This window comes from Nocardia sp. bgisy134 (assembly GCF_057708325.1).
This window is the reverse complement of record NZ_JBYIRW010000017.1, coordinates 61,799-83,446: the sequence shown is the minus strand read 5'-3', so window position 1 is coordinate 83,446 and position 21,648 is coordinate 61,799. Positions and strand designations below refer to the sequence as shown.

The 21,648-nt window shown below is 70.3% G+C and carries 25 protein-coding genes; 11 read left to right on the top strand and 14 right to left on the bottom strand.

Annotated elements, in window-relative coordinates; translation table 11 throughout:
* Positions 1 to 3: 3 nt before the first annotated feature.
* Together AC3ERS_RS27030 and AC3ERS_RS27025 are read left to right on the top strand one after the other, a co-directional pair.
* Positions 4 to 687 carry an SIMPL domain-containing protein gene (locus AC3ERS_RS27030; protein WP_431970906.1) on the top strand — a complete coding sequence of 228 codons (684 nt, stop codon included), beginning with the start codon at positions 4 to 6 and terminating at the stop codon, positions 685 to 687.
* Between the two features lie 88 nt (positions 688 to 775).
* Positions 776 to 1,579 carry an enoyl-CoA hydratase gene (locus AC3ERS_RS27025; protein WP_431970905.1) on the top strand — a complete coding sequence of 268 codons (804 nt, stop codon included), beginning with the start codon at positions 776 to 778 and terminating at the stop codon, positions 1,577 to 1,579.
* Positions 1,580 to 1,595: 16 nt separating this feature from the next.
* Here the strand turns inward: AC3ERS_RS27025 and AC3ERS_RS27020 are convergent, their stop codons facing one another.
* The 4 genes from AC3ERS_RS27020 to AC3ERS_RS27005 form a co-directional block, all read right to left on the bottom strand.
* Positions 1,596 to 1,874: a VOC family protein gene (locus AC3ERS_RS27020; protein WP_431970904.1), complete on the bottom strand. Its 279-nt coding sequence runs from the start codon at positions 1,872 to 1,874 to the stop codon at positions 1,596 to 1,598.
* Positions 1,875 to 1,948: 74 nt separating this feature from the next.
* The gene (locus AC3ERS_RS27015) at positions 1,949 to 2,251 is read right to left on the bottom strand and encodes a DUF1330 domain-containing protein (protein WP_431970903.1); all 303 of its coding nucleotides are present in this window, start codon (positions 2,249 to 2,251) and stop codon (positions 1,949 to 1,951) included.
* 126 nt (positions 2,252 to 2,377) lie between these two features.
* On the bottom strand, positions 2,378 to 3,781 hold the full coding sequence (locus AC3ERS_RS27010; RefSeq protein ID WP_431970902.1) for a class I SAM-dependent RNA methyltransferase: 1,404 nt from the start codon (positions 3,779 to 3,781) through the stop codon (positions 2,378 to 2,380).
* A 37-nt stretch (positions 3,782 to 3,818) separates the two neighbouring features.
* A complete protein-coding gene (locus AC3ERS_RS27005; RefSeq protein ID WP_431970901.1) occupies positions 3,819 to 5,810 on the bottom strand; it encodes an APC family permease in 1,992 nt (663 codons plus the stop codon).
* A gap of 193 nt (positions 5,811 to 6,003) precedes the next feature.
* Here AC3ERS_RS27005 and AC3ERS_RS27000 point away from each other — a divergent pair, with 193 nt between their 5' ends.
* Both AC3ERS_RS27000 and AC3ERS_RS26995 read left to right on the top strand, forming a co-directional pair.
* Positions 6,004 to 6,669: a potassium channel family protein gene (locus AC3ERS_RS27000; RefSeq protein WP_431970900.1), complete on the top strand. Its 666-nt coding sequence runs from the start codon at positions 6,004 to 6,006 to the stop codon at positions 6,667 to 6,669.
* A 2-nt stretch (positions 6,670 to 6,671) separates the two neighbouring features.
* Entirely contained in the window at positions 6,672 to 7,343 is a 672-nt protein-coding gene (locus AC3ERS_RS26995) for a potassium channel family protein (protein WP_431970899.1), read from the top strand.
* A 34-nt stretch (positions 7,344 to 7,377) separates the two neighbouring features.
* Here AC3ERS_RS26995 and AC3ERS_RS26990 read toward each other — a convergent pair whose 3' ends face one another.
* From AC3ERS_RS26990 to AC3ERS_RS26980, 3 genes are all read right to left on the bottom strand, one after another.
* Complete coding sequence (locus AC3ERS_RS26990; RefSeq protein ID WP_431970898.1) at positions 7,378 to 8,010, bottom strand: sigma-70 family RNA polymerase sigma factor; 633 nt, start codon at positions 8,008 to 8,010, stop codon at positions 7,378 to 7,380.
* Between the two features lie 138 nt (positions 8,011 to 8,148).
* The gene (locus AC3ERS_RS26985) at positions 8,149 to 8,886 is read right to left on the bottom strand and encodes a DUF3159 domain-containing protein (protein ID WP_431970897.1); all 738 of its coding nucleotides are present in this window, start codon (positions 8,884 to 8,886) and stop codon (positions 8,149 to 8,151) included.
* 5 nt (positions 8,887 to 8,891) lie between these two features.
* Complete coding sequence (locus tag AC3ERS_RS26980) at positions 8,892 to 9,269, bottom strand: OB-fold nucleic acid binding domain-containing protein (RefSeq protein ID WP_067849155.1); 378 nt, start codon at positions 9,267 to 9,269, stop codon at positions 8,892 to 8,894.
* Positions 9,270 to 9,370: 101 nt separating this feature from the next.
* Here AC3ERS_RS26980 and AC3ERS_RS26975 point away from each other — a divergent pair, with 101 nt between their 5' ends.
* Positions 9,371 to 10,135: an alpha/beta fold hydrolase gene (locus AC3ERS_RS26975; RefSeq protein ID WP_431970896.1), complete on the top strand. Its 765-nt coding sequence runs from the start codon at positions 9,371 to 9,373 to the stop codon at positions 10,133 to 10,135.
* Between the two features lie 332 nt (positions 10,136 to 10,467).
* Here the strand turns inward: AC3ERS_RS26975 and AC3ERS_RS26970 are convergent, their stop codons facing one another.
* Both AC3ERS_RS26970 and dut read right to left on the bottom strand, forming a co-directional pair.
* Positions 10,468 to 11,316: a DUF3710 domain-containing protein gene (locus AC3ERS_RS26970; protein WP_431970895.1), complete on the bottom strand. Its 849-nt coding sequence runs from the start codon at positions 11,314 to 11,316 to the stop codon at positions 10,468 to 10,470.
* Positions 11,317 to 11,320: 4 nt separating this feature from the next.
* Entirely contained in the window at positions 11,321 to 11,821 is a 501-nt protein-coding gene (gene dut / locus AC3ERS_RS26965) for a dUTP diphosphatase (RefSeq protein ID WP_431970894.1), read from the bottom strand.
* Between the two features lie 62 nt (positions 11,822 to 11,883).
* Here dut and AC3ERS_RS26960 point away from each other — a divergent pair, with 62 nt between their 5' ends.
* Positions 11,884 to 12,396, top strand: coding sequence for a DUF3093 domain-containing protein (locus AC3ERS_RS26960; protein ID WP_431970893.1), 513 nt, complete (start codon positions 11,884 to 11,886; stop codon positions 12,394 to 12,396).
* A 55-nt stretch (positions 12,397 to 12,451) separates the two neighbouring features.
* Here the strand turns inward: AC3ERS_RS26960 and AC3ERS_RS26955 are convergent, their stop codons facing one another.
* Positions 12,452 to 12,754, bottom strand: coding sequence for a DUF4193 domain-containing protein (locus AC3ERS_RS26955; RefSeq protein ID WP_067779587.1), 303 nt, complete (start codon positions 12,752 to 12,754; stop codon positions 12,452 to 12,454).
* Positions 12,755 to 13,130: 376 nt separating this feature from the next.
* Between AC3ERS_RS26955 and cei the strand changes: the two genes are divergently transcribed.
* Complete coding sequence (gene cei / locus AC3ERS_RS26950) at positions 13,131 to 13,814, top strand: envelope integrity protein Cei (protein WP_431970892.1); 684 nt, start codon at positions 13,131 to 13,133, stop codon at positions 13,812 to 13,814.
* Between the two features lie 86 nt (positions 13,815 to 13,900).
* Here the strand turns inward: cei and AC3ERS_RS26945 are convergent, their stop codons facing one another.
* A complete protein-coding gene (locus AC3ERS_RS26945) occupies positions 13,901 to 14,815 on the bottom strand; it encodes an inositol monophosphatase family protein (protein ID WP_431970891.1) in 915 nt (304 codons plus the stop codon).
* Positions 14,816 to 14,984: 169 nt separating this feature from the next.
* Here AC3ERS_RS26945 and ppgK point away from each other — a divergent pair, with 169 nt between their 5' ends.
* The 4 genes from ppgK (at position 14,985) to AC3ERS_RS26925 (ending at position 19,683) form a co-directional block, all read left to right on the top strand.
* Positions 14,985 to 15,743, top strand: a complete 759-nt coding sequence (gene ppgK / locus AC3ERS_RS26940) for a polyphosphate--glucose phosphotransferase (RefSeq protein ID WP_431970890.1) — start codon at positions 14,985 to 14,987, stop codon at positions 15,741 to 15,743.
* A gap of 222 nt (positions 15,744 to 15,965) precedes the next feature.
* Positions 15,966 to 17,348 carry an RNA polymerase sigma factor gene (locus AC3ERS_RS26935; RefSeq protein ID WP_431970889.1) on the top strand — a complete coding sequence of 461 codons (1,383 nt, stop codon included), beginning with the start codon at positions 15,966 to 15,968 and terminating at the stop codon, positions 17,346 to 17,348.
* A gap of 239 nt (positions 17,349 to 17,587) precedes the next feature.
* Positions 17,588 to 18,727, top strand: a complete 1,140-nt coding sequence (locus AC3ERS_RS26930; protein ID WP_488186863.1) for an MHYT domain-containing protein — start codon at positions 17,588 to 17,590, stop codon at positions 18,725 to 18,727.
* A 206-nt stretch (positions 18,728 to 18,933) separates the two neighbouring features.
* Positions 18,934 to 19,683, top strand: coding sequence for a rhomboid-like protein (locus AC3ERS_RS26925; protein ID WP_431970887.1), 750 nt, complete (start codon positions 18,934 to 18,936; stop codon positions 19,681 to 19,683).
* Here AC3ERS_RS26925 and AC3ERS_RS26920 read toward each other — a convergent pair.
* The 3 genes from AC3ERS_RS26920 to AC3ERS_RS26910 are packed head-to-tail and all read right to left on the bottom strand — an operon-like array spanning position 19,680 to position 21,624.
* On the bottom strand, positions 19,680 to 20,861 hold the full coding sequence (locus tag AC3ERS_RS26920; RefSeq protein WP_431970886.1) for a cation:proton antiporter: 1,182 nt from the start codon (positions 20,859 to 20,861) through the stop codon (positions 19,680 to 19,682). The two genes, AC3ERS_RS26925 and AC3ERS_RS26920, sit on opposite strands and share 4 nt — an antisense overlap.
* Before the next feature lie 3 nt (positions 20,862 to 20,864).
* Positions 20,865 to 21,347, bottom strand: a complete 483-nt coding sequence (locus tag AC3ERS_RS26915; protein WP_431970885.1) for a cation:proton antiporter regulatory subunit — start codon at positions 21,345 to 21,347, stop codon at positions 20,865 to 20,867.
* A gap of 25 nt (positions 21,348 to 21,372) precedes the next feature.
* The gene (locus AC3ERS_RS26910) at positions 21,373 to 21,624 is read right to left on the bottom strand and encodes a hypothetical protein (protein ID WP_431970884.1); all 252 of its coding nucleotides are present in this window, start codon (positions 21,622 to 21,624) and stop codon (positions 21,373 to 21,375) included.
* Positions 21,625 to 21,648: the final 24 nt, after the last annotated feature.

Sequence of the window (21,648 nt, the reverse complement as noted above, 5' to 3'; positions counted from 1 at the left end):
GACGTGAGCAAGAAGAAGTCCGACACCGGCACGGTCACCACCTTCGGTCAGGGCAGCGTGCGCGCCACCCCGGATCTGATGCGGGTCACCCTCTCCGTCGAGACCAGGGCGAGCAAGGTCGCGCTGGCCTACGGGCAGGCGGGCGAGCGCGTCTCGGCGGTCACCTCGGCGCTGCGCGGCAACGGCGTCGCCGACGCCGACATCGCCACCAGCGGGCTGTCGGTGCGCACCGAGACCGTGTGGACCGAGGGGCAGGGCAACCGCATCACGGGATATCTCGCGACCGCCGATCTCACCGTCGCGCTGCGCGATATCGACGCGGAGAAAGGCGCGTTCCCCGGCCCCGCCACGATCATCGCCGACGCGGTCGAGGCGGGCGGCGACGACGTCCGCTTGGGCGGGCTCGTCCTGACCTTCGCCGACCAGGCCGGCTTGCTCGCGCGTGCCCGCGACGCGGCGTGGGACAACGCGCTGGCCAAGGCCGAGCAGTACGCCGCACGCGCGGGCCGCTCGCTGGGCACGGTGCTGGAGATCACCGAGAACGCCGCGTCCGCACCGCCTTTCGCGCCGGCGATGCGCGCGATGTCGGCGCCGGTGGGCGAGGTGGCGTTCGCCGCCGCGGTCCCGGTGGAGCTCGGCGAATCGGAGATCTCGGCGAACGTGCGCGCCACCTGGGCATTGGACTGAAGGGGCGCGGATTTCGCCGCGATCGACGCGCGGGCAACCCTATAGTGAAGGCGCGCGGCGGACGCGGCGCCGCGGGTCAGGAGTCGCCATGTCCTTCGTGCTGATCGATCGGCCGCGGCCGCAGATCGCGCTGGTGACGCTGAACCGGCCGGAGCGGATGAACGCCATGGCCTTCGACGTGATGATCCCGCTGCGCGAGGCGTTCGAGCAGGTGAGCGCCGACAACGACGTCCGCGTGGTGGTGCTGACCGGGGCCGGGCACGGATTCTGTTCCGGCGCCGACCTCCAGGGCGCCGGTCGGGTGCCGAACACGACGGGGCTCACCACCACCACGGTGGCGCGGCGTTCGATGGACCTGCTCAACGACGTGATGATCACGCTGCGCCGCATGCACCAACCCGTGATCGCCGCGGTCAACGGCGCGGCCATCGGCGGCGGGTTCTGCCTGAGCGTCGGCGCCGACATCCGCATCGCGGGCGAGGACGCCTACTTCCGCGCCGCGGGCATCAACAACGGGCTCACCTCGACCGAACTGGGCATGAGTTTCCTGCTGCCGCGCGCCATCGGCTCCGCGCGCGCCTTCGAGATCATGCTCTCCGGCCGCGACGTCGACGCCGTCGAGGCCGAGCGGATCGGCCTGGTCTCCCGCACCGTGCCCACCGCGAAGCTCCTCGACACCTGCTATGACCTGGCCGAGCGCATCATCGGCTTCAGCAGGGTCGGCACCGAGCTCACCAAGCGGATGCTGTGGAGCGGGCTGGAGGCGAGCAGCTTCGAATCGCACATGCAGCAGGAGGGCCTCGCCCAGCTCTACGTCCGCCTCACCACCGACAACTTCGACGAAGCCATCCGCGCCCGCCGCGACCGCCGCCCGCCCCACTACGAACACTGATCGCGCCCGCCGGACCTCAGCGCGCCAGGAACTCCAGCCGGTTGCCGATGCCGTCGACGGTGAAGAAGCGGCGGCGACCCGGGATCTCGGCGGGATCGGCCCTCCGCACCGGATGGCCCCCGGCCGCGACCGCCTCGGCCGTCGCGTCGACGTCGACCACGAAAGCCGGATGCGCCTCTAGGGCGGGCCGGAAGTCCGCCTCCACCCCCACGTGCAGCTCGCCGTCGGGCCCGCCGCAGCCCGGCACCCGGAACCAGCAACCGCCGCGCTCCGCGAGCAGCGGAGGCTTCGGCAACCGGCACAAGGACTCTCGGGTCCGCCGCCGACCTTGCGCCGGTCGGCGGCTGTCCGGCTCGCGGCGCTCGCGCGTCAGCTCGGGCGGTGGTCGAGACCCTTCGCCAGCAGGATCACGCCGTCGGCGCCCGCTCGCCGGTCCTTCGAGATCTCCTGGTACTCAGGGGATTCCGACCACGCGGCGACGGCGGCCTCGTCGGGGAAGGACATCAGGACGACCTTCTCGCGGTCGGTCGTCCCCTCGAGGGTGGTCGGGGTTTCGTCGGCGGCGAGCAGGGTGCCCTCGTACTTGGTGAACACCGACATGAAGCGCGCCTGGTAGCGGTCGTAGGCGGCGCGGTCGGTGAACTTCAGCTGGGCGATCACGTACACGGTCATGATCAGGACTCTAAACCGGCCGTGCCGCAGGTTTATGAGGATCGGGCCGCACCCCGGTGGGCGGCAGGCTCGACTCGGCGCAAGACGCCGACCACGGCCGGATCCTCCGACGGCCGCGGCGGACTCTCACCGCTCGAGCAGCGCCAGGCACTCCACGTGGTGGGTCGCCGGGAAGGCGTCGAAAGCGCGCAGGTCGGTGAGGCGATAGCCGTGCGATTGGTAGAGGCCGAGATCGCGGGCGAAAGCGGCCGGGTCGCAGCCGACGTGGACGACCCGGGACGGATTCGCCGTCGCCACCGCCGCGACGACCTCCTTTCCCGCGCCCGCGCGCGGCGGATCCAGCACCACCGCCCGCGGCGCGGCGCCGCCGGCGTGCTCGGCCAACCAGCGCTCGACGCGTTCGGCGCGCAGCTCCACCCATGGCAGGTCGCGCAGCGCGGCCTGTCCGTCGGCCACGGCGGAACGCGCCGATTCCACCGCGAGCACCGCGCCCTCCGCTCCGACCCGATCGGCGAGCCGCGCCGCGAAGACTCCCGCGCCGCTGTACAGGTCCCAGGCGAGGTCGCCTGCGGCGAGATCGGACCATTCCGACACGACGTCCGAATAACACTGTGCCGCAAGCCGATGCGCTTGCCAGAACCCGGTCGCGGCGACCTCCCAGCGTCGCCCGGCCACGTATTCCACGGCCCGCCCGCTGCCGTCGATCACCCATTCGTCGCGTGCGGCGTGCGTCGCCGCCCGGCGCGCCGCTGCCGCGCGGCGGGCTTCCGCGGGATCCTCGGCCCCGTGCCGTCCCGCCGCACCTTCGACCGAAGGCCCGCCACCCTCCGGCCCTCGGCTCCGGCGATCCCCGGCGTCACCGCCGCGCCGTCCCCGTGGTCCGCCGCCGTGCCGCCTGCCCCGCCGCGGCGTCGCGTGCTCGGCGGGCGGCAGTTCCACGAGATGCCGCACCCCGTCACCGTCCACCGTGACGACCAGATCGGCGCCGGGCGTCCACACGCGGTCCGCGATACCGTCCATCGCCCCCGAAACCGGTTGCGGGCAGCGCAGATCCGCGATCACCTCGGTGCTGCGATAACGGTGCACGCCTGCCCGACCCTCGGCATCGACCGGCAGCCGGATCCTGGTGCGCCAGCCGCCGGACGCGTCGTCCGGGTATCCGGCGATCGGCTCGACGACCACCTCGCGCTCGATGCCCGCCAGCCTGCGCAACTGCTCGGCCACCACCGCGGCCTTCAGTCCGCGCTGGGCGGCGGGAGTGGCGTGCGAGAAATCGCAGCAGCCCGCGCCGCCCGGCCCGGAGACCGGGCAGCTGGCGGGCACTCGATCCGGTGAAGGCTCGAGGATCCGCACGGCGTCGGCGCGGCAGAACGAACCGCCGCGATCCTCGGTGACCGTCGCGCGCACCAGCTCACCCGGCAGCCCGTGCCGCACGAAGACGACCCGGCCCTCGTGCCTGCCGACGCAGAACCCGCCGTGCCCGGGCGGGCCGAGCCGCAGGTCGAAGGTCAGGCCGAACCAGTCGGTCATCGCGGAGACCTGCCTGCGGCGCGCCGATGCCGCGCGCTCATACCCGGTCCTCGTAGCCGCGCCGCACCGCGCCGGGCGCGTTGATCTCGCCCACCTGCTTGGCCCGCGTCGTCGACGAGCTCAACTGCCACGGCACCGAAGTCACCATGACGCCGGGCTCGAACAGCAGCCTGCCCTTGAGCCGCAGCGCGCTCTGGTTGTGCAGCACGGTCTCCCACCAGTGGCCGACCACGTACTCGGGGATGAACACCGTCACCACGTCGCGCGGCGCGTCGCGACGCACCCGCTTGACGTAGTCGAGCACCGGCTTGGTGATCTCGCGGTACGGCGATTCGATCACCTTCAGCGGCACGGTGATATCGCTGTTCTCCCATTCCCGCACCAGCGCTCTGGTGTCGGCCTCGTCGACGTTCACCGTGATCGCCTCGAGCGTGTCCGGCCGGGTGGCGCGGGCGTAGGCCAGGGCGCGCCTGGTGGGCAGGTGCAGCCGCGAGACCAGCACGATCGAATGCGAGCGGCTCGGCAGCACGCCGTCCCACTCGTGCTCGTCGAGCTCCCTGGCGACCGAGTCGTAGTGGCGCCGGATCATCTTCATCACGACGAAGATCGACACCATGGTCAGGATCGCGATCCACGCGCCCGCGAAGAACTTGGTGATGAGCACGATGATCAGCACCGCGCCGGTGGCGCTGAGGCCGACCGCGTTGATCACCCGGGAGCGGTGCATCCTGGCCCGCTGCGCCGGGTCGGTCTCGGTGCGCAGCAACCGCGTCCAGTGCCGCAGCATGCCGGTCTGGCTGAGCACGAAGGAGACGAACACGCCGACGATGTAGAGCTGGATGAGCTTGGTGACCTCGGCGCCGAAGACCACGACGAAGGCGATCGCGGCGCCGGACAGGAACAGGATGCCGTTGCTGAAGGCCAGCCGGTCGCCGCGGGTGTGCAGCTGGCGCGGCAGGTAACGGTCCTGGGCCAGAATCGAACCCAGCACCGGGAAGCCGTTGAACGCGGTGTTGGCGGCCAGCACCAGGATCAGCGCGGTGACGGTGGTGATGAAGAAGAAGCCGATCGGGAAGCCCTGGAAGACCGTCTCGGCGATCTGGGCGATCAGCGTCTTCTGCTGGTAGTCGTCGGGCGCACCGATCAGGTGGTCGGTGTCGTGGGCGTACACGATGCCGATCTTCTGCGCCAGGATGATGATGCCCATCAGCAGCGCGATCGCGATGCTGCCCAGCATCAGCAGCGTGGTCGCGGCGTTCCGCGACTTGGGCTTGCGGAACGCGGGCACGCCGTTGCTGATCGCCTCGACACCGGTCAGCGCGGCGCAGCCCGAGGAGAATGCGCGCGCGATCAGGAAGGCGAAAGCGAGGCCGTACAGGTGCTCGTCCTCCGCTTCGAGCTGGAACCCGGCCGACTCGGCCTGCAGGTCCTCGCCGAGCACCACGATGCGGAACAGGCCCCACCCCAGCATGATGGCCATGCCGAAGATGAAGGCGTAGGTCGGGACCGCGAACGCCTTGCCCGATTCCCGCACGCCGCGCAGGTTCATCGCGGTGAGCAGCGCGATCGCGACGACCGCGAACAGCACCTTGTGGGTGGCCACGAACGGGATGGCCGAGCCGATGTTCGACGCGGCCGAGGACATCGAGACCGCGACGGTCAGCACATAGTCCACCAGCAGGGCGCTGCCGACCGTGAGCCCGGCGGTCGGCCCCAGATTCGTGGTCGCGACCTCGTAGTCGCCACCGCCGGACGGGTAGGCGTGCACGTTCTGGCGGTAACTGGCCACCACGACGGCCATGACGAAGGCGACCGCGAGACCCACCCACGGCGCGTACATGTACGCCGAGACGCCCGCCACCGAGAGCACGAGGAAGATTTCCTCGGGCGCGTAGGCAACCGACGACATCGCGTCGGAGGCGAACACCGGCAGCGCGATTCGCTTCGGCAGCAGTGTGTGCCCCAGCGAATCGCTACGGAAGGGCCTGCCCAGCAGCATCCGCTTGGCTGCCGTCGTCAACTTGGACACTGGAGCGAGCATAGATCCCCCGGCCGGTGATCGCCCGCGGGGTGTACCTGCGCGTCTGTGCAGGCCCACGTGTCACAAACAGGTTTGCCCACCCTCCAGAGGGGGAAAGTGGGCCATGGACACATCCGGCGGGTACGGTTCTGCGGACGGGCAAACAGACCGAACGTCATTGGTCCAGGAGCGAGGTTGCACGGTGTACGTAGTGATCATGGGATGCGGACGCGTCGGTTCGTCGCTGGCCCGCGCCCTGGTCCGGGTTGGCCACCAAGTCACCGTGATCGACCGGGATCCGAGCGCGTTCCTGCGGCTCGGTGAAGACTTCCCCGGCGAGCGCTTGGTCGGCGTCGGCTTCGACCGGGATGTGCTGACGCGCGCCGGAATCGAGCGGGCCGACGCGTTCGCCGCGGTCTCCTCCGGCGACAACTCCAACATCATCTCGGCCAGGGTGGCCCGCGAGACCTTCGGCGTCGAGCGCGTGGTGGCCCGGATCTACGACGCCAAGCGCGCCGCCGTCTACGAGCGGCTCGGCATCCCGACCATCGCCACCGTGCCGTGGACCACCGACCGCTTCATGCGCACTCTCGTCGGCGATTCCAGCACCACCACCTGGCGCGACCCCACCGGAACGGTCGCGGTGACCCAGCTGACGCTGCACGAGGAGTGGTACGGGCGCACGGTGCGCGACCTGGAACGCGCGATCGCCGTCCGGGTGGCGTTCATCATCCGGTTCGGGCAGGGCCTGCTCCCCGACAACAAGACCATCGTCCAGGCCGACGACGTCGTCTACGTCGCCGCGACCTCCGGCAACGTCGGCGAGGCCGTCGCACTGGCCGGCAAGCCCCCCGCTAGCGAGGACTGATCATGAAGGTGGCCATCGCCGGGGCAGGCGCCGTCGGCCGATCGATTGCCCGCGAACTGCTACGCAGCGGACACACGGTGATGCTGCTCGAGCGTCAGCTCGACCACATCGACCCGGACGCCATTCCGGACGCCATCTGGGTGCACGCCGACGCATGTGAACTGGCGCTGCTGGAGAACGCCGGACTGGAGACCTACGAGGTGGTCATCGCCGCCACCGGTGACGACAAGGCGAACCTGGTGCACAGCCTGCTCGCCAAGACCGAGTTCGGCGTGCGCCGGGTGGTCGCCAGGGTCAACGACCCGCGCAACGAGTGGCTCTTCGACGGGTCGTGGGGCGTCGACGTGGCGGTCTCGACCCCGCGCCTGCTCGCCTCCCTCGTCGAGGAGGCGGTCTCGGTCGGCGACCTGGTCCGGCTGATGACGCTGCGCCAGGGACAGGCGAACCTGGTCGAGATCACCCTGCCCGCCGACACCGCGCTGGCGGGCAAGCCGGTGCGCACCCTGACCCTGCCGCGCGACGCCGCGCTGGTGACGATCCTGCGCGGCGGGCGGGTGATCGTGCCGCAGGGCGACGATCCTTTCGAGGGCGAGGACGAACTTCTGTTCGTGACCTCGGTGGAGGCCGAGGAAGATCTGCGGGTGGAGCTGTCCCACCACGGCATCAAGCCATAACTCCCCGATACGGTTTGCTGCCGCGGATCGGGTTTCAGGCGGCCGGCTGGAGCTGCGCCCGCAGCTTGTTGAGGGCGCGATGCTGCATCACCCTGACCACGCCGGGGCTGGTGCCGATGGCCTCGGCGGTCTGCGCGGCCGACCAGCCGAGCACGATCCGCATGACCAGCACCTCGCGGTGCGCGGGGGCGAGCACCTTCATCAATTCCCTGGTGGCCGTGCGGCGTTCGAGCGCCAGCGCCCATTCCTCGGGGCCTGCCGCCGACGACGGGGCGTCCGGCACCTCGGCCACCGGGTAGGTCGGGTGCATCTGCGAGCGCCGGTACGCGTCGGCGATCTTGTTGGCCGCGATGCCGTAGACGAAGGCCAGGAAGGACTTACCCTGATCCTTGTAGCGCGGGATGGCGTTGACGGTGGCCAGCAAGATCTCCTGCACCACGTCGTCGGCGGTGACATGGAGGTGGGCCGTATTGCCGAGGCGCGCACCGCAATAGCGGCGGACCAGCGGATGCACCACCCGCACGATCTCCGACACCGCGTTCTTGTCGCCCGCGGCGGCGGGGCCGATCAGCTTGTCCAGCTCCCCCGCCACCCGGCGGCTTTCCGACAGCGCGGGGCTGGTGTGGGCGTGGGTCTTGGTGGTCGAAACCATGTGCTCGGTAGCCAATGTCCGAGTCCTTTCTAGCCGATCGTTGCGTTTTCCGTGTTGCAAACGATCGTCTGATGAACTCGGCTCACCGACCAGGCACCCCAGGGTGGAGAGTGGCCCACCTCTGCGGTGGGACCGACGCCACCCTGTTCTGCGTCAGGCGGTTTCGGCGGACCTGCGCGGCAGATGACCCGCCCGGCGCACCGCCCAGATGGTGACCGCGAAAGCGACGGCGGTCAGCGGCCAGCCCATCCCGATCCTGGCGACGGCGAGCCACCCGGTGCGGTCGGTGTCGTAGAGCTGGGACTGGACCAGATACCTGGCCGCGAAGACCACCACGAAGGTGGCGGTCGCCAGGTCGTAGAGGCGCACGGCCCGGCGATCGGAGCGCCAGTCGGAGCCGTGGCCGTTGAGCACGCTCCAGATCACGCCGACCAGCGGACGGCGCACCAGGATCGAGGCGAGGAAGACTCCCGCGTAGATGAGGCTGGTGTAGATGCCGAACAGGAAGAAGCCCTTGGCCTCACCGACCCGGTAGGCGATCAGCGCGCAGACGCCGACGCCGAGGAAGCCGGAGATCGCCGGCTGCACCGGGCTGCGCCGCACCAGCCGCCACACCAGCACGGCGGCCGCGACGCCGAGCGCCGTCCAGATCGCGGCGGTGAGCCCGGCGAGGGTGTTCACGGGAACGAAGACGAGCACCGGCAGCGTGGAGTAGATCAGGCCGCTGAAGCCGCCCAGCTGCTCGAGCAGCGACGGTCCGGCGGGTTCCGCGCGCTCGGACGCCGCCCGGTCGGGCTCGGCGTATCCGCGCCCGGGAACCGCGGCGTCGATCGGTCGCTCGATATCGGTCGGCGTGCCGAGGTCGGCGCCGTGGTCGTTGCTCGATGGCATACGTGTCAGCTGTTCCCGCGCAATTCGTAGTAGGGGTTGAAGATCACCTTACGGCCATCGCGGTCGCCGACCCGGCCACGGACCAGGATGCGCCGCCCCGGTTCGATGCCGGGGATGCGCCGGCGGCCGATCCAGACCAAGGTGATGGCATCGGTGCCGTCGAAGAATTCTGCCTGAACACTGGCGCCCGACGATTTGGGGCAGGCCTCGACACTCCGTAGTCGACCCAGCATCGTCGCTTCGTCTCCACGACGACACTCGGACGCCCGACACGCGCCCGACGCCTCGGCGGTCTCGGCCAGCTCCTCGGCATCGAGTTGGTCGATGTCCTCGGTCAGCCTTCGGCCCAGACGTCGAAAATACCCTGAGGCTGCGGATGGCATTGCACGCTTCTCCTGCTAGCACAGATGGCGCGGGTCACACGCCATCGTGGTTGTTCTGTGACGACCGGCTGTTGGCCGTACACCCGCCACTGTAGATGCCCATGGCCACCCCCGCTACGCTCGACCCGGTGTTCGACACCCCACATGTCACGAGGGCCACACGACCTGCGGTTCCCCTCGTCGTCGCGCTTCCAGGCACCGGCTCCGACGCCGATTTCGCCAGGCGCGCCTTCGGTCCCGCGAGCGCGGCCCGCGGGTTCGAGCTGATCGCGGTCGATCCCGATCCGCGGGCGGTCGTGTCGAGCTGCCACGCCGCGCTGGACGCGGCCGCCGCGCGCGGACCGGTGCTGGCGGCGGGCATCTCGCTCGGCGCGGCGATCGCACTCGAATGGGCGGGCGCGCACCCGGAATCCACCGCCGGCGTGGTCGCCGCACTGCCCGCGTGGACGGGTTCGGACACCGCCCGCTGCCCGGCCGCGCTCAGCGCGGCCGTGACCGCGGAACAGCTGCGCGCCGACGGCTTGGAGACCGTCATCGCGCGGATGCGGGCGAGCAGCCCGCGCTGGCTGGCCGACGCGCTGACCCAGTCCTGGCGCTCCCAGTGGCCGCACCTGCCGCAGGCGCTGGAGGAGGCCGCCGACTACAAGTGGCCGAGCACCGACCGGCTCGCCACCGTGGACGTGCCGGTCGCGGTCGTCACTGCGGAGGACGACCCGGTCCATCCGCTCGCGGTGGCCGAAGAGTGGGCGCGGCTGATCCCGCACGCGCGACTGTTCCGCACCACCCTCGCCGAACTCGGCGCGGCCCCGGCGATCCTGGGACACATCGGGTTCACCGCCTTCGACCGACCCGACCCGACCTTCTGACCGACGCCCGACCTCGCGGACCGCTCGCGGTCACCGGCCTCGCGATCACCGGCCTCGCGATCACCGGCCTCGCGATCACCGGCCTCGCGATCACCGGCCTCGCGATCACCGGCCTCGCGATCACCGGCCTCGCGATCACCGGCCTCGCGATCCGCGCAGCGGCCTCGCTCGGGGGACGACGCTCCGAGACGCCGGTGAAGCGTCCGCGCAGCGACGCCGGGAGGCAGGTGAAGCGTCCACACAGCAGCCCCCGCGAGGCAAGCGAAACGCCCACACAGCAGGCCACCACCGATGACAGTGGCGGCCGCGCGTACGGCCGGGGTCAGTTCAGTTCAGTTCAGACCGAGCTGTTGCATCGCGGAGCCGTCAGCGCCGCGACGCGGTTGCGGTGGCAGCGACTGCGGCTGCGCGCGCACCGGGGTCTGGGCCGCGGCGACCTGGGCAGCCATCTGCTGTTGCTGCGCCTCGACCTGCGCGTGGTGGGCGGCGGCCAGCTGTTCGGCCAATTGCTGCGGCAGCACGACCGGCAGCGGGTCGCGCACGGGCAGCGGATCGGAGCCACGCCGGATGATGGTCTCGCTGAGGATCGCGCGGGCCGCGGCCACCAGCGGCGTCCCGTCGTCGGCCGCGCCCGAGGGGCCCGCCGCGACCAGGCGCACCATCCAGCGGTAACCGTCGACGCCGATGAAGCGCAGGTCCGCACCCTCGGTGATGGCCAGGATCTCGCGGCCCCACGGACCGGTCTCGACCGCGACGCGCGCGCCCTCCTTGCGCAGCGAGTCGGCCAGGTCGGCCGCCACCGCGCGCCACTGGCCCGGCGATTTGGGCGCCGCGTAGGCGGCGACGGTGATGCGGCCGTGCTCGGTGGCCAGGTGCACCGCCTGCGGGGTGCCGTCGGGGCTCATCTCCACCTGTAGCTGGCCGCCGGGCGGCACCGGTAGGATGACCGAACCCAGGTCGAGACGCTGCTCGACCACCGCGTCCAGCAGCTCGGACACATCGTCGTAGTCGTAGGGGCCGGTCTGCTCACCCGCCGGGCGGTCGTCGAAACCGGCTGCGTCCTCAGCCGATTCGACGTAGGGCAGCTCGTCGGTGTCGTACTCCGCGTCGTCGTACTCGCCGTACTCGTCGTACTGGTCCTCGACGAACCGGTCCGACTGCTTCTTTCTCTTTCCGAACATCGCCTCACGCCTCCCGGCCGGTCGCCCGGCCTACCCCGTCGGGCTCCGCGCCCAGGCTGGCGTGACCGCCGCTGGACCCGTAGCCGCCCGCACCCCGCGTCGTCTCGTCGAGCCGGTCGACCTCGACGAAGTCCACCAACTCCACCCGCTGCACCAGCAGCTGCGCGATCCGGTCGCCACGACGCAGTTCGATGCGCGTGCGCGGATCGTGATTGATCAGGCACACCTTGATCTCGCCCCGGTAGCCCGCGTCGACGGTCCCCGGCGTGTTCACCACCGACAGCCCTGCCTTGGCGGCCAGTCCGGACCGGGGATGGATCAGCCCGACCGTGCCGACCGGAAGCGCCACGGCGACACCGGTGCCGACCAGCACCCGCTCGCCCGGCTCCAGGATGACGTCCTCGGTGGTGCACAGGTCCACGCCCGCGTCGCCCTCATGGGCGCGCGTCGGCACGGGAATGCCCGGATCCAGCCGCAGCAGGGGTATCGGTGAAAGTGCGCTCACGTTGGTCGAGCCTACGCGTACCTCGGCGTTCGCCTGGCGGGACGGTGGCCTACTGTTGAGTCGTGTCGGACAGGCCCAACCCTTCGGTGACGGACAACGAGAAGCGGACTCGCGAGCCTTACAGTGAGCGCCTCTGGGTGCCGCTGTGGTGGTGGCCCGTCGCGTTCGGCATCGCCGGGCTGCTCGCCGCCGAAATCCACATGGGCGCACCGGGAATCCGGGCCTGGCTGCCCTACGTTCTGCTGTTCCCGATCCCCGCGTGGGTGCTGTTGTGGTTGAGCCACCATCGGGTGGCGGTGGCCGAGGACGCCGAAGGGACACCGGAGTTGCGCGCCGATCGCGCCCATCTGCCGGTGAATTTCGTGTCTCGCGCCGCGGTGGTCGCTCCCACCGCCAAGAGTGCGGCTCTGGGCCGCCAGCTCGATCCCGCAGCCTACGTGCAACACCGGCCGTGGATCGGCCCGATGGTGTTGCTGGTCCTCGACGATCCGGACGATCCGACGCCGTACTGGTTGATCAGTACCCGCCGACCGGAAAAGGTCCTTGCCGCGCTCGGGCTGCCGAGCGCGGGCTGACAGTTATCCCCGGCCGAACCCGGTGGCCCGGCCGCGTTCCGAACTCCGCGGACGATCAGGCCGCGCAATCCATGCAGATCATCTGACCGCCGGCCTCGCTGGCCAGCCTGCTGCGGTGGTGAACAAGGAAGCAGCTGGAACAGGTGAACTCGTCGGCCTGCTTCGGGATCACCCGAACCGAGAGCACCTCCTCGGACAGATCCGCGCCGGGAAGCTCGAACGACTCCGCGGTATCGGATTCGTCGATATCCACGACGGCGGACTGCGCCTCGTTGCGACGAGCCTTCAGCTCCTCCAGCGAATCTTCCGACACATCGTCGGATTCGGTGCGCCGCGGTGCGTCATAGTCGGTTGCCATGTCGTCTTCCCCTCGTCCTTACTCCGTATATCCCGGACCGGCTGCCGACACACCGATTCCTCGCCGGAATCGGGCGTCCACACCGCCCCGCCGGTGGTGCACATCACACGTGCACCGGTCACCTATCAGGGAGGATCACTAGGACCCATACCCGGTAGCGCTCGGTAAACGCAGGACATGCCCTACTTGTTCCCGCGACCGACCACCGATTTCGCCGCTGGTGATTCGATCTGGGCCGCCAGACAATAGCGGACCGCGCGACAAAAGTCGCAATCAAAACACAGCCGAGTCGAAACTGTCGGGGAATCGACACCAACGGTCGAACTCGCCGAGACCTTCCGTACCCCCACCGCGACATTTTCGTAGAGTGTGGCTCGTGGTTTCACTGATCACCGAAGGCAGCGCGTCGGATTCGCAGGGACGACCCTACGCGCGTCGCCACCCCCAGCCCTGGCTCATCATGCTCGGCGTCATGGCGCTGATCTGCGCGATCGTGTGGATCAAGGCGCTGACGACGCAGGACACCGACACCACCGCGATGGCCTGCAGCTCGCCGAGCCCAGCCAGCGATACGGGCGCGTCCCAGGCTCCCGCGCCCAAACTGGGCCAGCGGGTCGGCCCGTCGCGCCTGGAGGACGTGGAACCCGCGCCGCTCGCAGTGAGCAAGGTGCGCGTGCTCAACGCGAACAACCAGCGTGGCCAGGCCGCGCACGTCGCCGCGCAGCTCGGTGACCTCGGCTTCGCGAGCGCGTCCGGAACCCAGTACGGCAACGATTCCATATACGTCAACGGCGACCTGGAATGCACCGGCCAGATCCGCTTCGGCGTGAACGGCAGGCCCGCCGCGGCGTCGGTGCAACTGGTCGCGCCCTGCGCCGAGCTGATCGAGGATCAGCGCGAGGACGACACCGTGGACTTGGTGCTCGGCTCGCTGTTCCGTGACCTGCGCCCGAGCAACGACGCCGAAGAGGTGCTGCGTTCGCTGAAGAACCCGGCGCCGGGTTCCAGCCCCGCGATCGACACCGACCTGCTCGACGCCGCGCGCACCGCGCACTGCTGACGCCGAACAGCTCGACCACCGACCCCCGGCACGTCACCGGGGGCTGACCGACGGCGAGCCGCGCCACTCACGGGCGCGGCTCGGAATCAACGATCCGGAAGCGGCTCGGTCGCGCCGATTTCCGCCAGCAGCGAGCCGAGTTCCCGTGCGATTCCCGGCGCCGCGGCGACGACGAGATCGCCCGCCGTTCCGGTCGCGGTCGCGGGCGGAAGCGTCAGGCGCGCGCCCGCTTCCGCGGCGATCAACGCGCCCGCACCCCAGTCCCAGGCGTGGAGTCCGTGCTCGTAGTACGCGTCGACCCGCCCGGCGGCCACATGGCACAGGTCGAGCGCGGCCGCGCCGAAGCGACGGATGTCGCGTACCCGGGGCAGCACCTGCGCGACCAGTTCGGCCTGCCGAGCGCGCCGGTGCGTGCCGTAACCGAATCCGGTGGCCACCAACGACATCGAGACGTCCTCGATCGGATTGCATCGCAGCTGCTCGACCGTGCCGTCGGCGGCCGTGGCCGTCGCGCCGAGGCCGCGCGCGGCGCTGTAGGTCACCGCCCGCGCGACGTCGACCACCGCGCCCGCCACGGACTGTCCGTTGCGCATCGCGGCCACCGAGACGGCGTATCCGGGGATGCCGTAGAGAAAGTTGACGGTCCCGTCGATCGGATCGACCACCCAGTGCACCGCGTCGTCGTCGGCGGCCAGGCTGCCGCCGCCTTCCTCGCCGACGATCGGGTCGCCGGGGCGGAGTTCGGCGAGCAGCCCGCGGATCAGCTCCTCGCTCTCGGTGTCGACCACGGTCACCGGGTCGGTGGCGTGACCTTTGGTCTGCACGGCCCCCTCGGCCGCGACACCGGCCGGGCCGAACACTTCGGGGCGGCGGGCGCGCACGTGCGCGGCGGCCCGCTCGGCGAGCTCGACCGCGATGCGGCGCAGTTCGGACGCGGTCTCGCGGGGGTCGGCGGCGGAGTCTTCGGCTACGGGAGTGGTGGATTGCGGCACGCCGCCCATCGCATCACAGATCCTCCGAGGCGCACAGCACCGATCGCGCATTACTCTTGTCGTGCACGACACAGCGCCGTCGTCGGGCACCCCACCGCATCCGCTCCGGCGGCGTCGTGGGCCCGGTGCGGTGGGCGCTGTCATCTCACCGGCCAGCTAAGGGAACGAGGGGTTAGCCATGTCCGCTCGGGGGCACGCATTCGGTATCGACATCGGCGGCAGCGGCGTCAAGGGGGCCGCGGTCGATCTAGCGACCGGCGAGCTGACGCACGAGCGGATCAAGATCGCCACCCCGCACCCCTCGACCCCGCAGGCCGTCGCCGACGCGGTGGCCAAGCTGGTCGCCGAGGCGGACTGGCCCGGCCCGGTGGGCATCACGCTGCCCGCCGTGGTGCTCGACGGCGTGGCACGCACCGCCGCCAACATCGACAAGAGCTGGATCGGCACCGACGCGCGCGCCCTTTTCTCGGCGGCGCTCGGCGGCAGGCCGGTGACGGTGCTCAACGACGCGGACGCGGCCGGACTCGCCGAGGACCGCTACGGCGCGGCGCAGCGATACGACGGGCTGGTGCTGCTGCTGACCTTCGGCACCGGCATCGGCTCGGCGCTGCTGTACAACGGCACGCTGGTGCCCAACAGCGAACTCGGCCACCTCGAGGTCGGCGGCATGGAGACCGAGCACCGCGCCGCGGCCTCGATCAAGGATCGCGACGGCCTCAGCTACGAACAGTGGGCCACGGAGGTCAGCACCGTGCTGATCGGTCTGGAGAACCTGTTCTGGCCGAAAGTGTTCGTCGCGGGCGGCGGCATCAGCCGCGACGCCGACCAGTGGATTCCGTTGCTGACCAACCGGACTCCGGTGGTTCCCGCCCATCTCCGGAACACCGCGGGCATCGTCGGCGCCGCGATGGCGATCGACGCGGGCATCCTCCCGTGACCGGCGTGGCGGTGGTGCGCGGCGACGCGGAAAACGCGCGAGGCAGGCGTGCGACAAGTGGCATCGTGCCGTGAGTACCCTGGTTGGATCGTTACAATGGAACATGCCCGGCGGTGAGCCGGAGAAACCCGACCGGCCCTCCGCCGGTGAAACCCGACAGACCGCTCCGCCGGAACACAACTCTGGCGTGACGCCGCACGAGACCGTCACGAAAGGGCGTACGTGGTAGCCACGACCCGTCAGACCGCCGAATCGGCCGACGCCGACTCCACAGATGTAACCGCAGCACGGCCGGTCCGCAAGGCTGCCGCCAAGAAGGCACCGGCCAAGAAGGCCGCGGCCAAGAAGGCGCCCGCGAAGAAGGCCGCGGCCAAGAAGGCGCCCGCGAAGAAGGCCGCCACCAAGAAGGTAGGCCCCGACGGCGAGCCCGGCGCCGAGGAGGCGCCGGAGGACGAGGTCGATCTCGAGGATCTGGACGATCTGGAGGTCGACGAGAGTGATCTCGCCGACGACGCGGACCTGGCGGACGACACGGCCGAGGACGCCGCCGAGGACGACGAGGAAGAGTCCGAAGCCGAAGGCACCGAGGAGCCGACGGCGAAGGACAAGGCCTCCGGCGACTTCGTCTGGGACGAGGAGGAGTCCGAGGCGCTGCGCCAGGCGCGCAAGGACGCCGAGCTCACCGCCTCCGCCGACTCGGTGCGCGCCTACCTCAAGCAGATCGGCAAGGTCGCGCTGCTCAACGCCGAGGAGGAGGTCGAGCTCGCCAAGCGGATCGAGGCCGGTCTCTACGCGGCGGAGAAGGTGCGCGAGTTCGCCGAGGCGGGCGAGAAGCTGCCCGTCGCGATGCGCCGCGATTTCAACTGGATCGTACGCGACGGCAACCGGGCCAAGAACCATCTGCTCGAGGCCAACCTGCGACTGGTCGTGTCGCTGGCCAAGCGCTACACCGGCCGCGGCATGGCGTTCCTGGACCTGATCCAGGAGGGCAACCTCGGTCTGATCCGCGCGGTGGAGAAGTTCGACTACACCAAGGGCTACAAGTTCTCGACGTACGCCACCTGGTGGATCCGGCAGGCCATCACCCGCGCCATGGCCGACCAGGCCCGTACCATCCGCATCCCGGTGCACATGGTCGAGGTCATCAACAAGCTCGGCCGCATCCAGCGCGAGCTGCTCCAGGATCTGGGCCGCGAGCCCACCCCGGAAGAGCTGGCCAAGGAAATGGACATCACGCCGGAGAAGGTACTGGAGATCCAGCAGTACGCGCGTGAACCCATCTCGCTGGACCAGACCATCGGCGACGAGGGCGACAGCCAGCTCGGCGACTTCATCGAGGACTCCGAGGCCGTCGTCGCGGTCGACGCGGTGAGCTTCACCCTGCTACAGGATCAGCTGCAGTCGGTGCTGGAGACGCTGTCCGAGCGCGAGGCGGGCGTGGTCCGGCTTCGCTTCGGCCTCACCGACGGCCAGCCGCGCACCCTCGACGAGATCGGTCAGGTGTACGGGGTCACCCGTGAGCGCATCCGTCAGATCGAGTCCAAGACCATGAGCAAGCTGCGCCACCCCAGCCGCTCCCAGGTGCTGCGCGACTACCTGGACTGATCACCGCACGGACCTTCGGGCCCGCATCCCTTGTGCCGCTTGCCTTTCGGCGGCGGAACGGGGATGCGGGCCCGTTGTCGTTCCGGGCGTTTCGCGAGAGTCCGTGCCTCCTACCACTTTCCAAATGGAATCAAACCTGAAAGTGATCCAAAACACTGACAGGAACACGGCTTCGCGAGCCCGGCTGCCGTACAGTCTGACGCACAAGTTTTTCAACGCCGGGCGGTCTCGGCCCAGCCATGGGGATTCACGTGCTCGACATTCACCACTTCAGTTACGGGTGGTTGACGCCGCTGCTGGCCTACATCATGTCCTTCACCGGGTCGCTGCTCGGCTTGCAGTGCGCCGCGCGGGCCCGGGCTGCCGAGGGCAGAGCAGGCTGGCTGGTACTGGCCGCGTTCGCCATCGGCGGCACCGGGATCTGGGTCATGCATTTCATTGCGATGCTTGGCTTTTCGATCCGCGGCGCGGAGATCCGCTACGACGTGCCGCTCACTTTGCTCAGCGCGGCGACCGCGATCGTCGTGGTCGGCATCGGTCTGTTCGTCGTGGTCACCCCGCGGCCGACGCTGATCGCGCTGCTCGCGGGCGGCGCCGTCACCGGCCTCGGCGTGGCGGCCATGCACTACATCGGCATGTTCGCGATGAAGTCGAGCGCGACCATCAGCTACAACCTGCCGATGGTGGTGCTCTCGGTGGCGATCGCGGTGATCGCGGCGACGGTGGCGCTGTGGTTCACGTTGCGGGTCAACGGTTTTCTGGCGACCACCGGCGCGGCCGGGATCATGGGTCTGGCTGTGTGCGGTATGCACTACATCGGCATGGCCTCGATGCACGCGCACAGCGCAGGCCACGGCGGGCCGGTCGCGGGCACGGGGGCGATGCAGTTGCTCGCGCCGTTGATCGTCGGCATCAGCATCGTGACGATGCTGCTGCTGATCGCGGTGAGTCTCACCTCGATCGAGCACGACATCGACCTGCCGCCGCTACGCGCGGCCGCCATCCGTCCGGCCGCCGAAGACGTCGCGCCGACGCCGCCCGCGCGCCGTGCCCCCACGCGAGCCGTCACCGAGAACCTCGCCCCCACACCGTCGGTCGCCGTGCGCCCCGCGGCCGAGAACCTCGCACCCACACCGCCGCCGACCATCGAGCGTCCTGCCACCGAGAACCTCGCCTCGATACCGCCGGCCACGGTGCGCCCCTTCGCCCAGAACCTCGCGGCGTCGCTCCCGCTGGGCACGGTCACCGCGGAGAACGTCGCGCCGACGCCGCCGCCCCGCCCGGAACCGCGACCGGAATCGGCTCCCGCCTCCGTCGCACCGATCAACGGGACACCGTACTGGCCGACGACCCGCGACGTTCCGCGCCGGGGGCAATAACCGCCAGGGTCGAGCCGCATACCAACCCCGGTCGCGACAGGCGCGCAGCGCACATCGGGCCCGGCGGCCAGAACGCGCACCGGCCCGGGCGGAAGCACAACAGCTGTCGCCGACGCACGCACGGCCGTCGCCCACCGTGGCCACACGCGGGCTCGACGGCGCGCGTCCTGCGCATCCGACGGCCGGGCACCCGGCAGACTGCTTGTGTGGCAGCCACTCCGATCAGCGCGCCGTGGGTCCGGACCGTCGACCTCGGCGACGAGCTGCGGAAGGGCATCGAAGGACTGCGTCGCCCGCACCTGCCGCGCCGCGTGATCCCGGCGATCCGGCGGCATCTGGGGGCCGCGCCCGCGAGTACCGCGTACGCCTTCACCCTCTTCGTCACCTGGTGGACACTGCGCGGCGTCGGCGAGGCGGTCGAGCATCGGCTGATCCTGTCCGCGTCCACGAATCTCGCCAATATGCGGCGCGATCCGGTGCAGGTGCTGGTGGCGTCGGCGTTCTGGACCGAGGGCGATTTCCCGTGGCTGACCATCCTCGAGTTCCTCGTGGTGATGGCGGCCGCCGAGCGCTGGCTCGGCACCGGCCGCTGGATCCTGTTGTTCGCCACCGGGCACATCGGCGCCACGCTGCTCACCGTCACCGGCATCGCCTACGCCATCGATCGCCGCCTCATTCCGGTGCGCGTGGCCATCGCCCCTGATGTCGGCGCCAGCTACGGGTTCACGGCGGTGCTGGCCGCGATGGCGTTCCGGTTCCGCGGGCCCGTCCGGCTGGTCTGGGCGGCGGTGCTCGTCGGTGTGCTCGTCGCGGCGATCTGGATCGGGCCGACCTTCACCGATTACGGCCACCTGTGCGCGGCCCTGATCGGCCTCGCGGTCGGCGGAATCGCCACCGCGTTCTGGACTCGCGTCGAACGCCGCCGCGCCGCGGCATCGAACGCCGAGGCCGACTAGGCGGCGACCGCGGGGCCGGGTTCGGGTCGCACCAAGTGCACCAGCGGCTCCACCACCCGCGCCGCGACCGGGCCGAGCACCGCCATCAGCAACACATAGGCCGAGGCCAGCGGGGCCAGCTCGCTCGCGACCGCGCCCACGCTCACCGCCAATCCCGCGATGACGATCGAGAATTCACCGCGCGCGACCAGCGTCGCCCCCGCCCTTGCCCTGCCCATCCGCCTGATGCCTTGCCTGCCCGCGGCCCACCACCCGGTCGCGACCTTGGTCACCGTGGTCACCACGGCCAGCAGCACCGCCCAGCCGAGCACCGGCGGGATCGCGCGCGGGTCGGTGCTCAACCCGAAGGCCACGAAGAAGATGGCCGCGAACAGATCCCGCAGCGGCTCCAGCAGTTTCGCGGCCTGGTGCGCCGTCGATCCGGAGATCGCGATGCCGAGCAGGAACGCGCCGACCACTGCCGAGACGTTCAGCGCCGAGGCGGCGCCCGCCACCAGCAGCGTCGCGCCCAGCAATTTGAGCAGGAACACCTCGTTGTCGGAGCTGTCCACGATCGATGACACGTGGCGGCCGAACCGCAGCGCCACCAGCAGCACCAGGGTGACCGTCACCATCGCGAGGGCGAGCGACCGCAGTCCGCTCAGGAAGCTCAGCCCCGCGAGGATGGTGGTGAGGATCGGAAGGTACACCGCCATGGCCAGGTCCTCGAACACCAGAATCGAGAGCACGACCGGGGTTTCGCGGTTACCGAGCCGCCCTAGATCGTTGAGAACCTTGGCGACGATGCCCGAGGAGGAGATATAGGTGACGCCGCCCATGGTGATCGCGCCGACGGCGCCCCAGCCGAGCAGCAGCGCCACCACCACGCCGGGGATCGCGTTGACGACGATGTCGACCAAGCCGGCGGGCCAGGACCGCCGCAGACCGGTCATCAGCTCGGCGGCGGTGTATTCCAGGCCGAGCAACAGGAGCAGCAGCACCACGCCGATCTCGCCCGCGACATGACCGAATTCGTTGGCCTCGGCGAGGTCGATGAACCCGCCCGACCCGAACGCCAATCCCCCCAGCAGATAGAGCGGGATCGGCGACATGCCGAATCGTCCCGCCACCCGCCCCAACATGCCTAGAGCGAAGAACACCGCTCCGAGCTCGAGGAAAGCGAGTGCGGTCGCGCTCACGGGTCAACCGTGCGAGAGGATCTTCGCGGCGGCGTCCAAGCCGTCGGGGGTGCCTACCACTACGAGCAGATCGTCTGCGGCGAAGGTGAAATCGGGCCCGGGCGAGGGGTGCAGCTGACCGGCGCGCATCACCGCGACGATCGAGACCTTGGTTCGAGTGCGCATCGCCGTCTCGCCGAGGGTGCGGCCCTCGTAGGGCGACTCGTCGGCGATCGGCAGCTGCCGGGTGGTGATGCCCGGCAGGTCGCGATGGTCCTCGCGGAGCGAGGCCACCAGTTGCGGAGCGCCGAGCAGGTTGGCGAGCACCGCCGCCTCGTCGCTCGTCAGCGGCACCTGCGCGGCACACGCGTCCGGGTCGTCGAGCTTGGAGACGATCAGATCGATGCCTCCGTCGCGGTGGTCGACCACGCCGATCCGGCGGCCCGACCTGGCCTCGAAGTCTTTGCGTACCCCGATCCCGGGTAGTGCGGTGACGTCGACGTTCACTTGTTCAGCCTAACTCTCTGGGGGGCTAACCAGCGGCAAGGCCGCCGATGGCGCCGCGGACCAGAACGATGCCCGCGATGGCCGGCGCCCACCCGGTCGCGCTGTCGGCGTGCCGGGACAGGAAGGCGTCCAGCCGAGCCGGCAGCGGTTCGATCCTGGTGTGCAGCAGCGACCTCCCCGCGATGAGCGCCAGCGCGGGTACCACCATCACAAGGCAGTACCCGGCCGGCAGCGCGACCGAACCTCCGATCGGCGCGTCACCGGACGGCGAACTCATTACTTCGGCGGACCCTCGCGCGCT

Bases quoted from the DNA above. Each gene is read 5' to 3' on its own strand.
- AC3ERS_RS27025 (WP_431970905.1), top strand. From the start codon at position 776: ATGTCCTTCGTGCTGATCGATCGGCCGCGGCCGCAGATCGCGCTGGTG.
- AC3ERS_RS27015 (WP_431970903.1), bottom strand. From the start codon at position 2,251: ATGACCGTGTACGTGATCGCCCAGCTGAAGTTCACCGACCGCGCCGCC.
- AC3ERS_RS27010 (WP_431970902.1), bottom strand. From the start codon at position 3,781: ATGACCGACTGGTTCGGCCTGACCTTCGACCTGCGGCTCGGCCCGCCC.
- AC3ERS_RS26995 (WP_431970899.1), top strand. From the start codon at position 6,672: ATGAAGGTGGCCATCGCCGGGGCAGGCGCCGTCGGCCGATCGATTGCC.
- AC3ERS_RS26985 (WP_431970897.1), bottom strand. From the start codon at position 8,886: ATGCCATCGAGCAACGACCACGGCGCCGACCTCGGCACGCCGACCGAT.
- AC3ERS_RS26980 (WP_067849155.1), bottom strand. From the start codon at position 9,269: ATGCCATCCGCAGCCTCAGGGTATTTTCGACGTCTGGGCCGAAGGCTG.
- AC3ERS_RS26975 (WP_431970896.1), top strand. From the start codon at position 9,371: ATGGCCACCCCCGCTACGCTCGACCCGGTGTTCGACACCCCACATGTC.
- AC3ERS_RS26970 (WP_431970895.1), bottom strand. From the start codon at position 11,316: ATGTTCGGAAAGAGAAAGAAGCAGTCGGACCGGTTCGTCGAGGACCAG.
- AC3ERS_RS26955 (WP_067779587.1), bottom strand. From the start codon at position 12,754: ATGGCAACCGACTATGACGCACCGCGGCGCACCGAATCCGACGATGTG.
- AC3ERS_RS26945 (WP_431970891.1), bottom strand. From the start codon at position 14,815: ATGGGCGGCGTGCCGCAATCCACCACTCCCGTAGCCGAAGACTCCGCC.
- ppgK (WP_431970890.1), top strand. From the start codon at position 14,985: ATGTCCGCTCGGGGGCACGCATTCGGTATCGACATCGGCGGCAGCGGC.
- AC3ERS_RS26930 (WP_488186863.1), top strand. From the start codon at position 17,588: ATGGGGATTCACGTGCTCGACATTCACCACTTCAGTTACGGGTGGTTG.
- AC3ERS_RS26910 (WP_431970884.1), bottom strand. From the start codon at position 21,624: ATGAGTTCGCCGTCCGGTGACGCGCCGATCGGAGGTTCGGTCGCGCTG.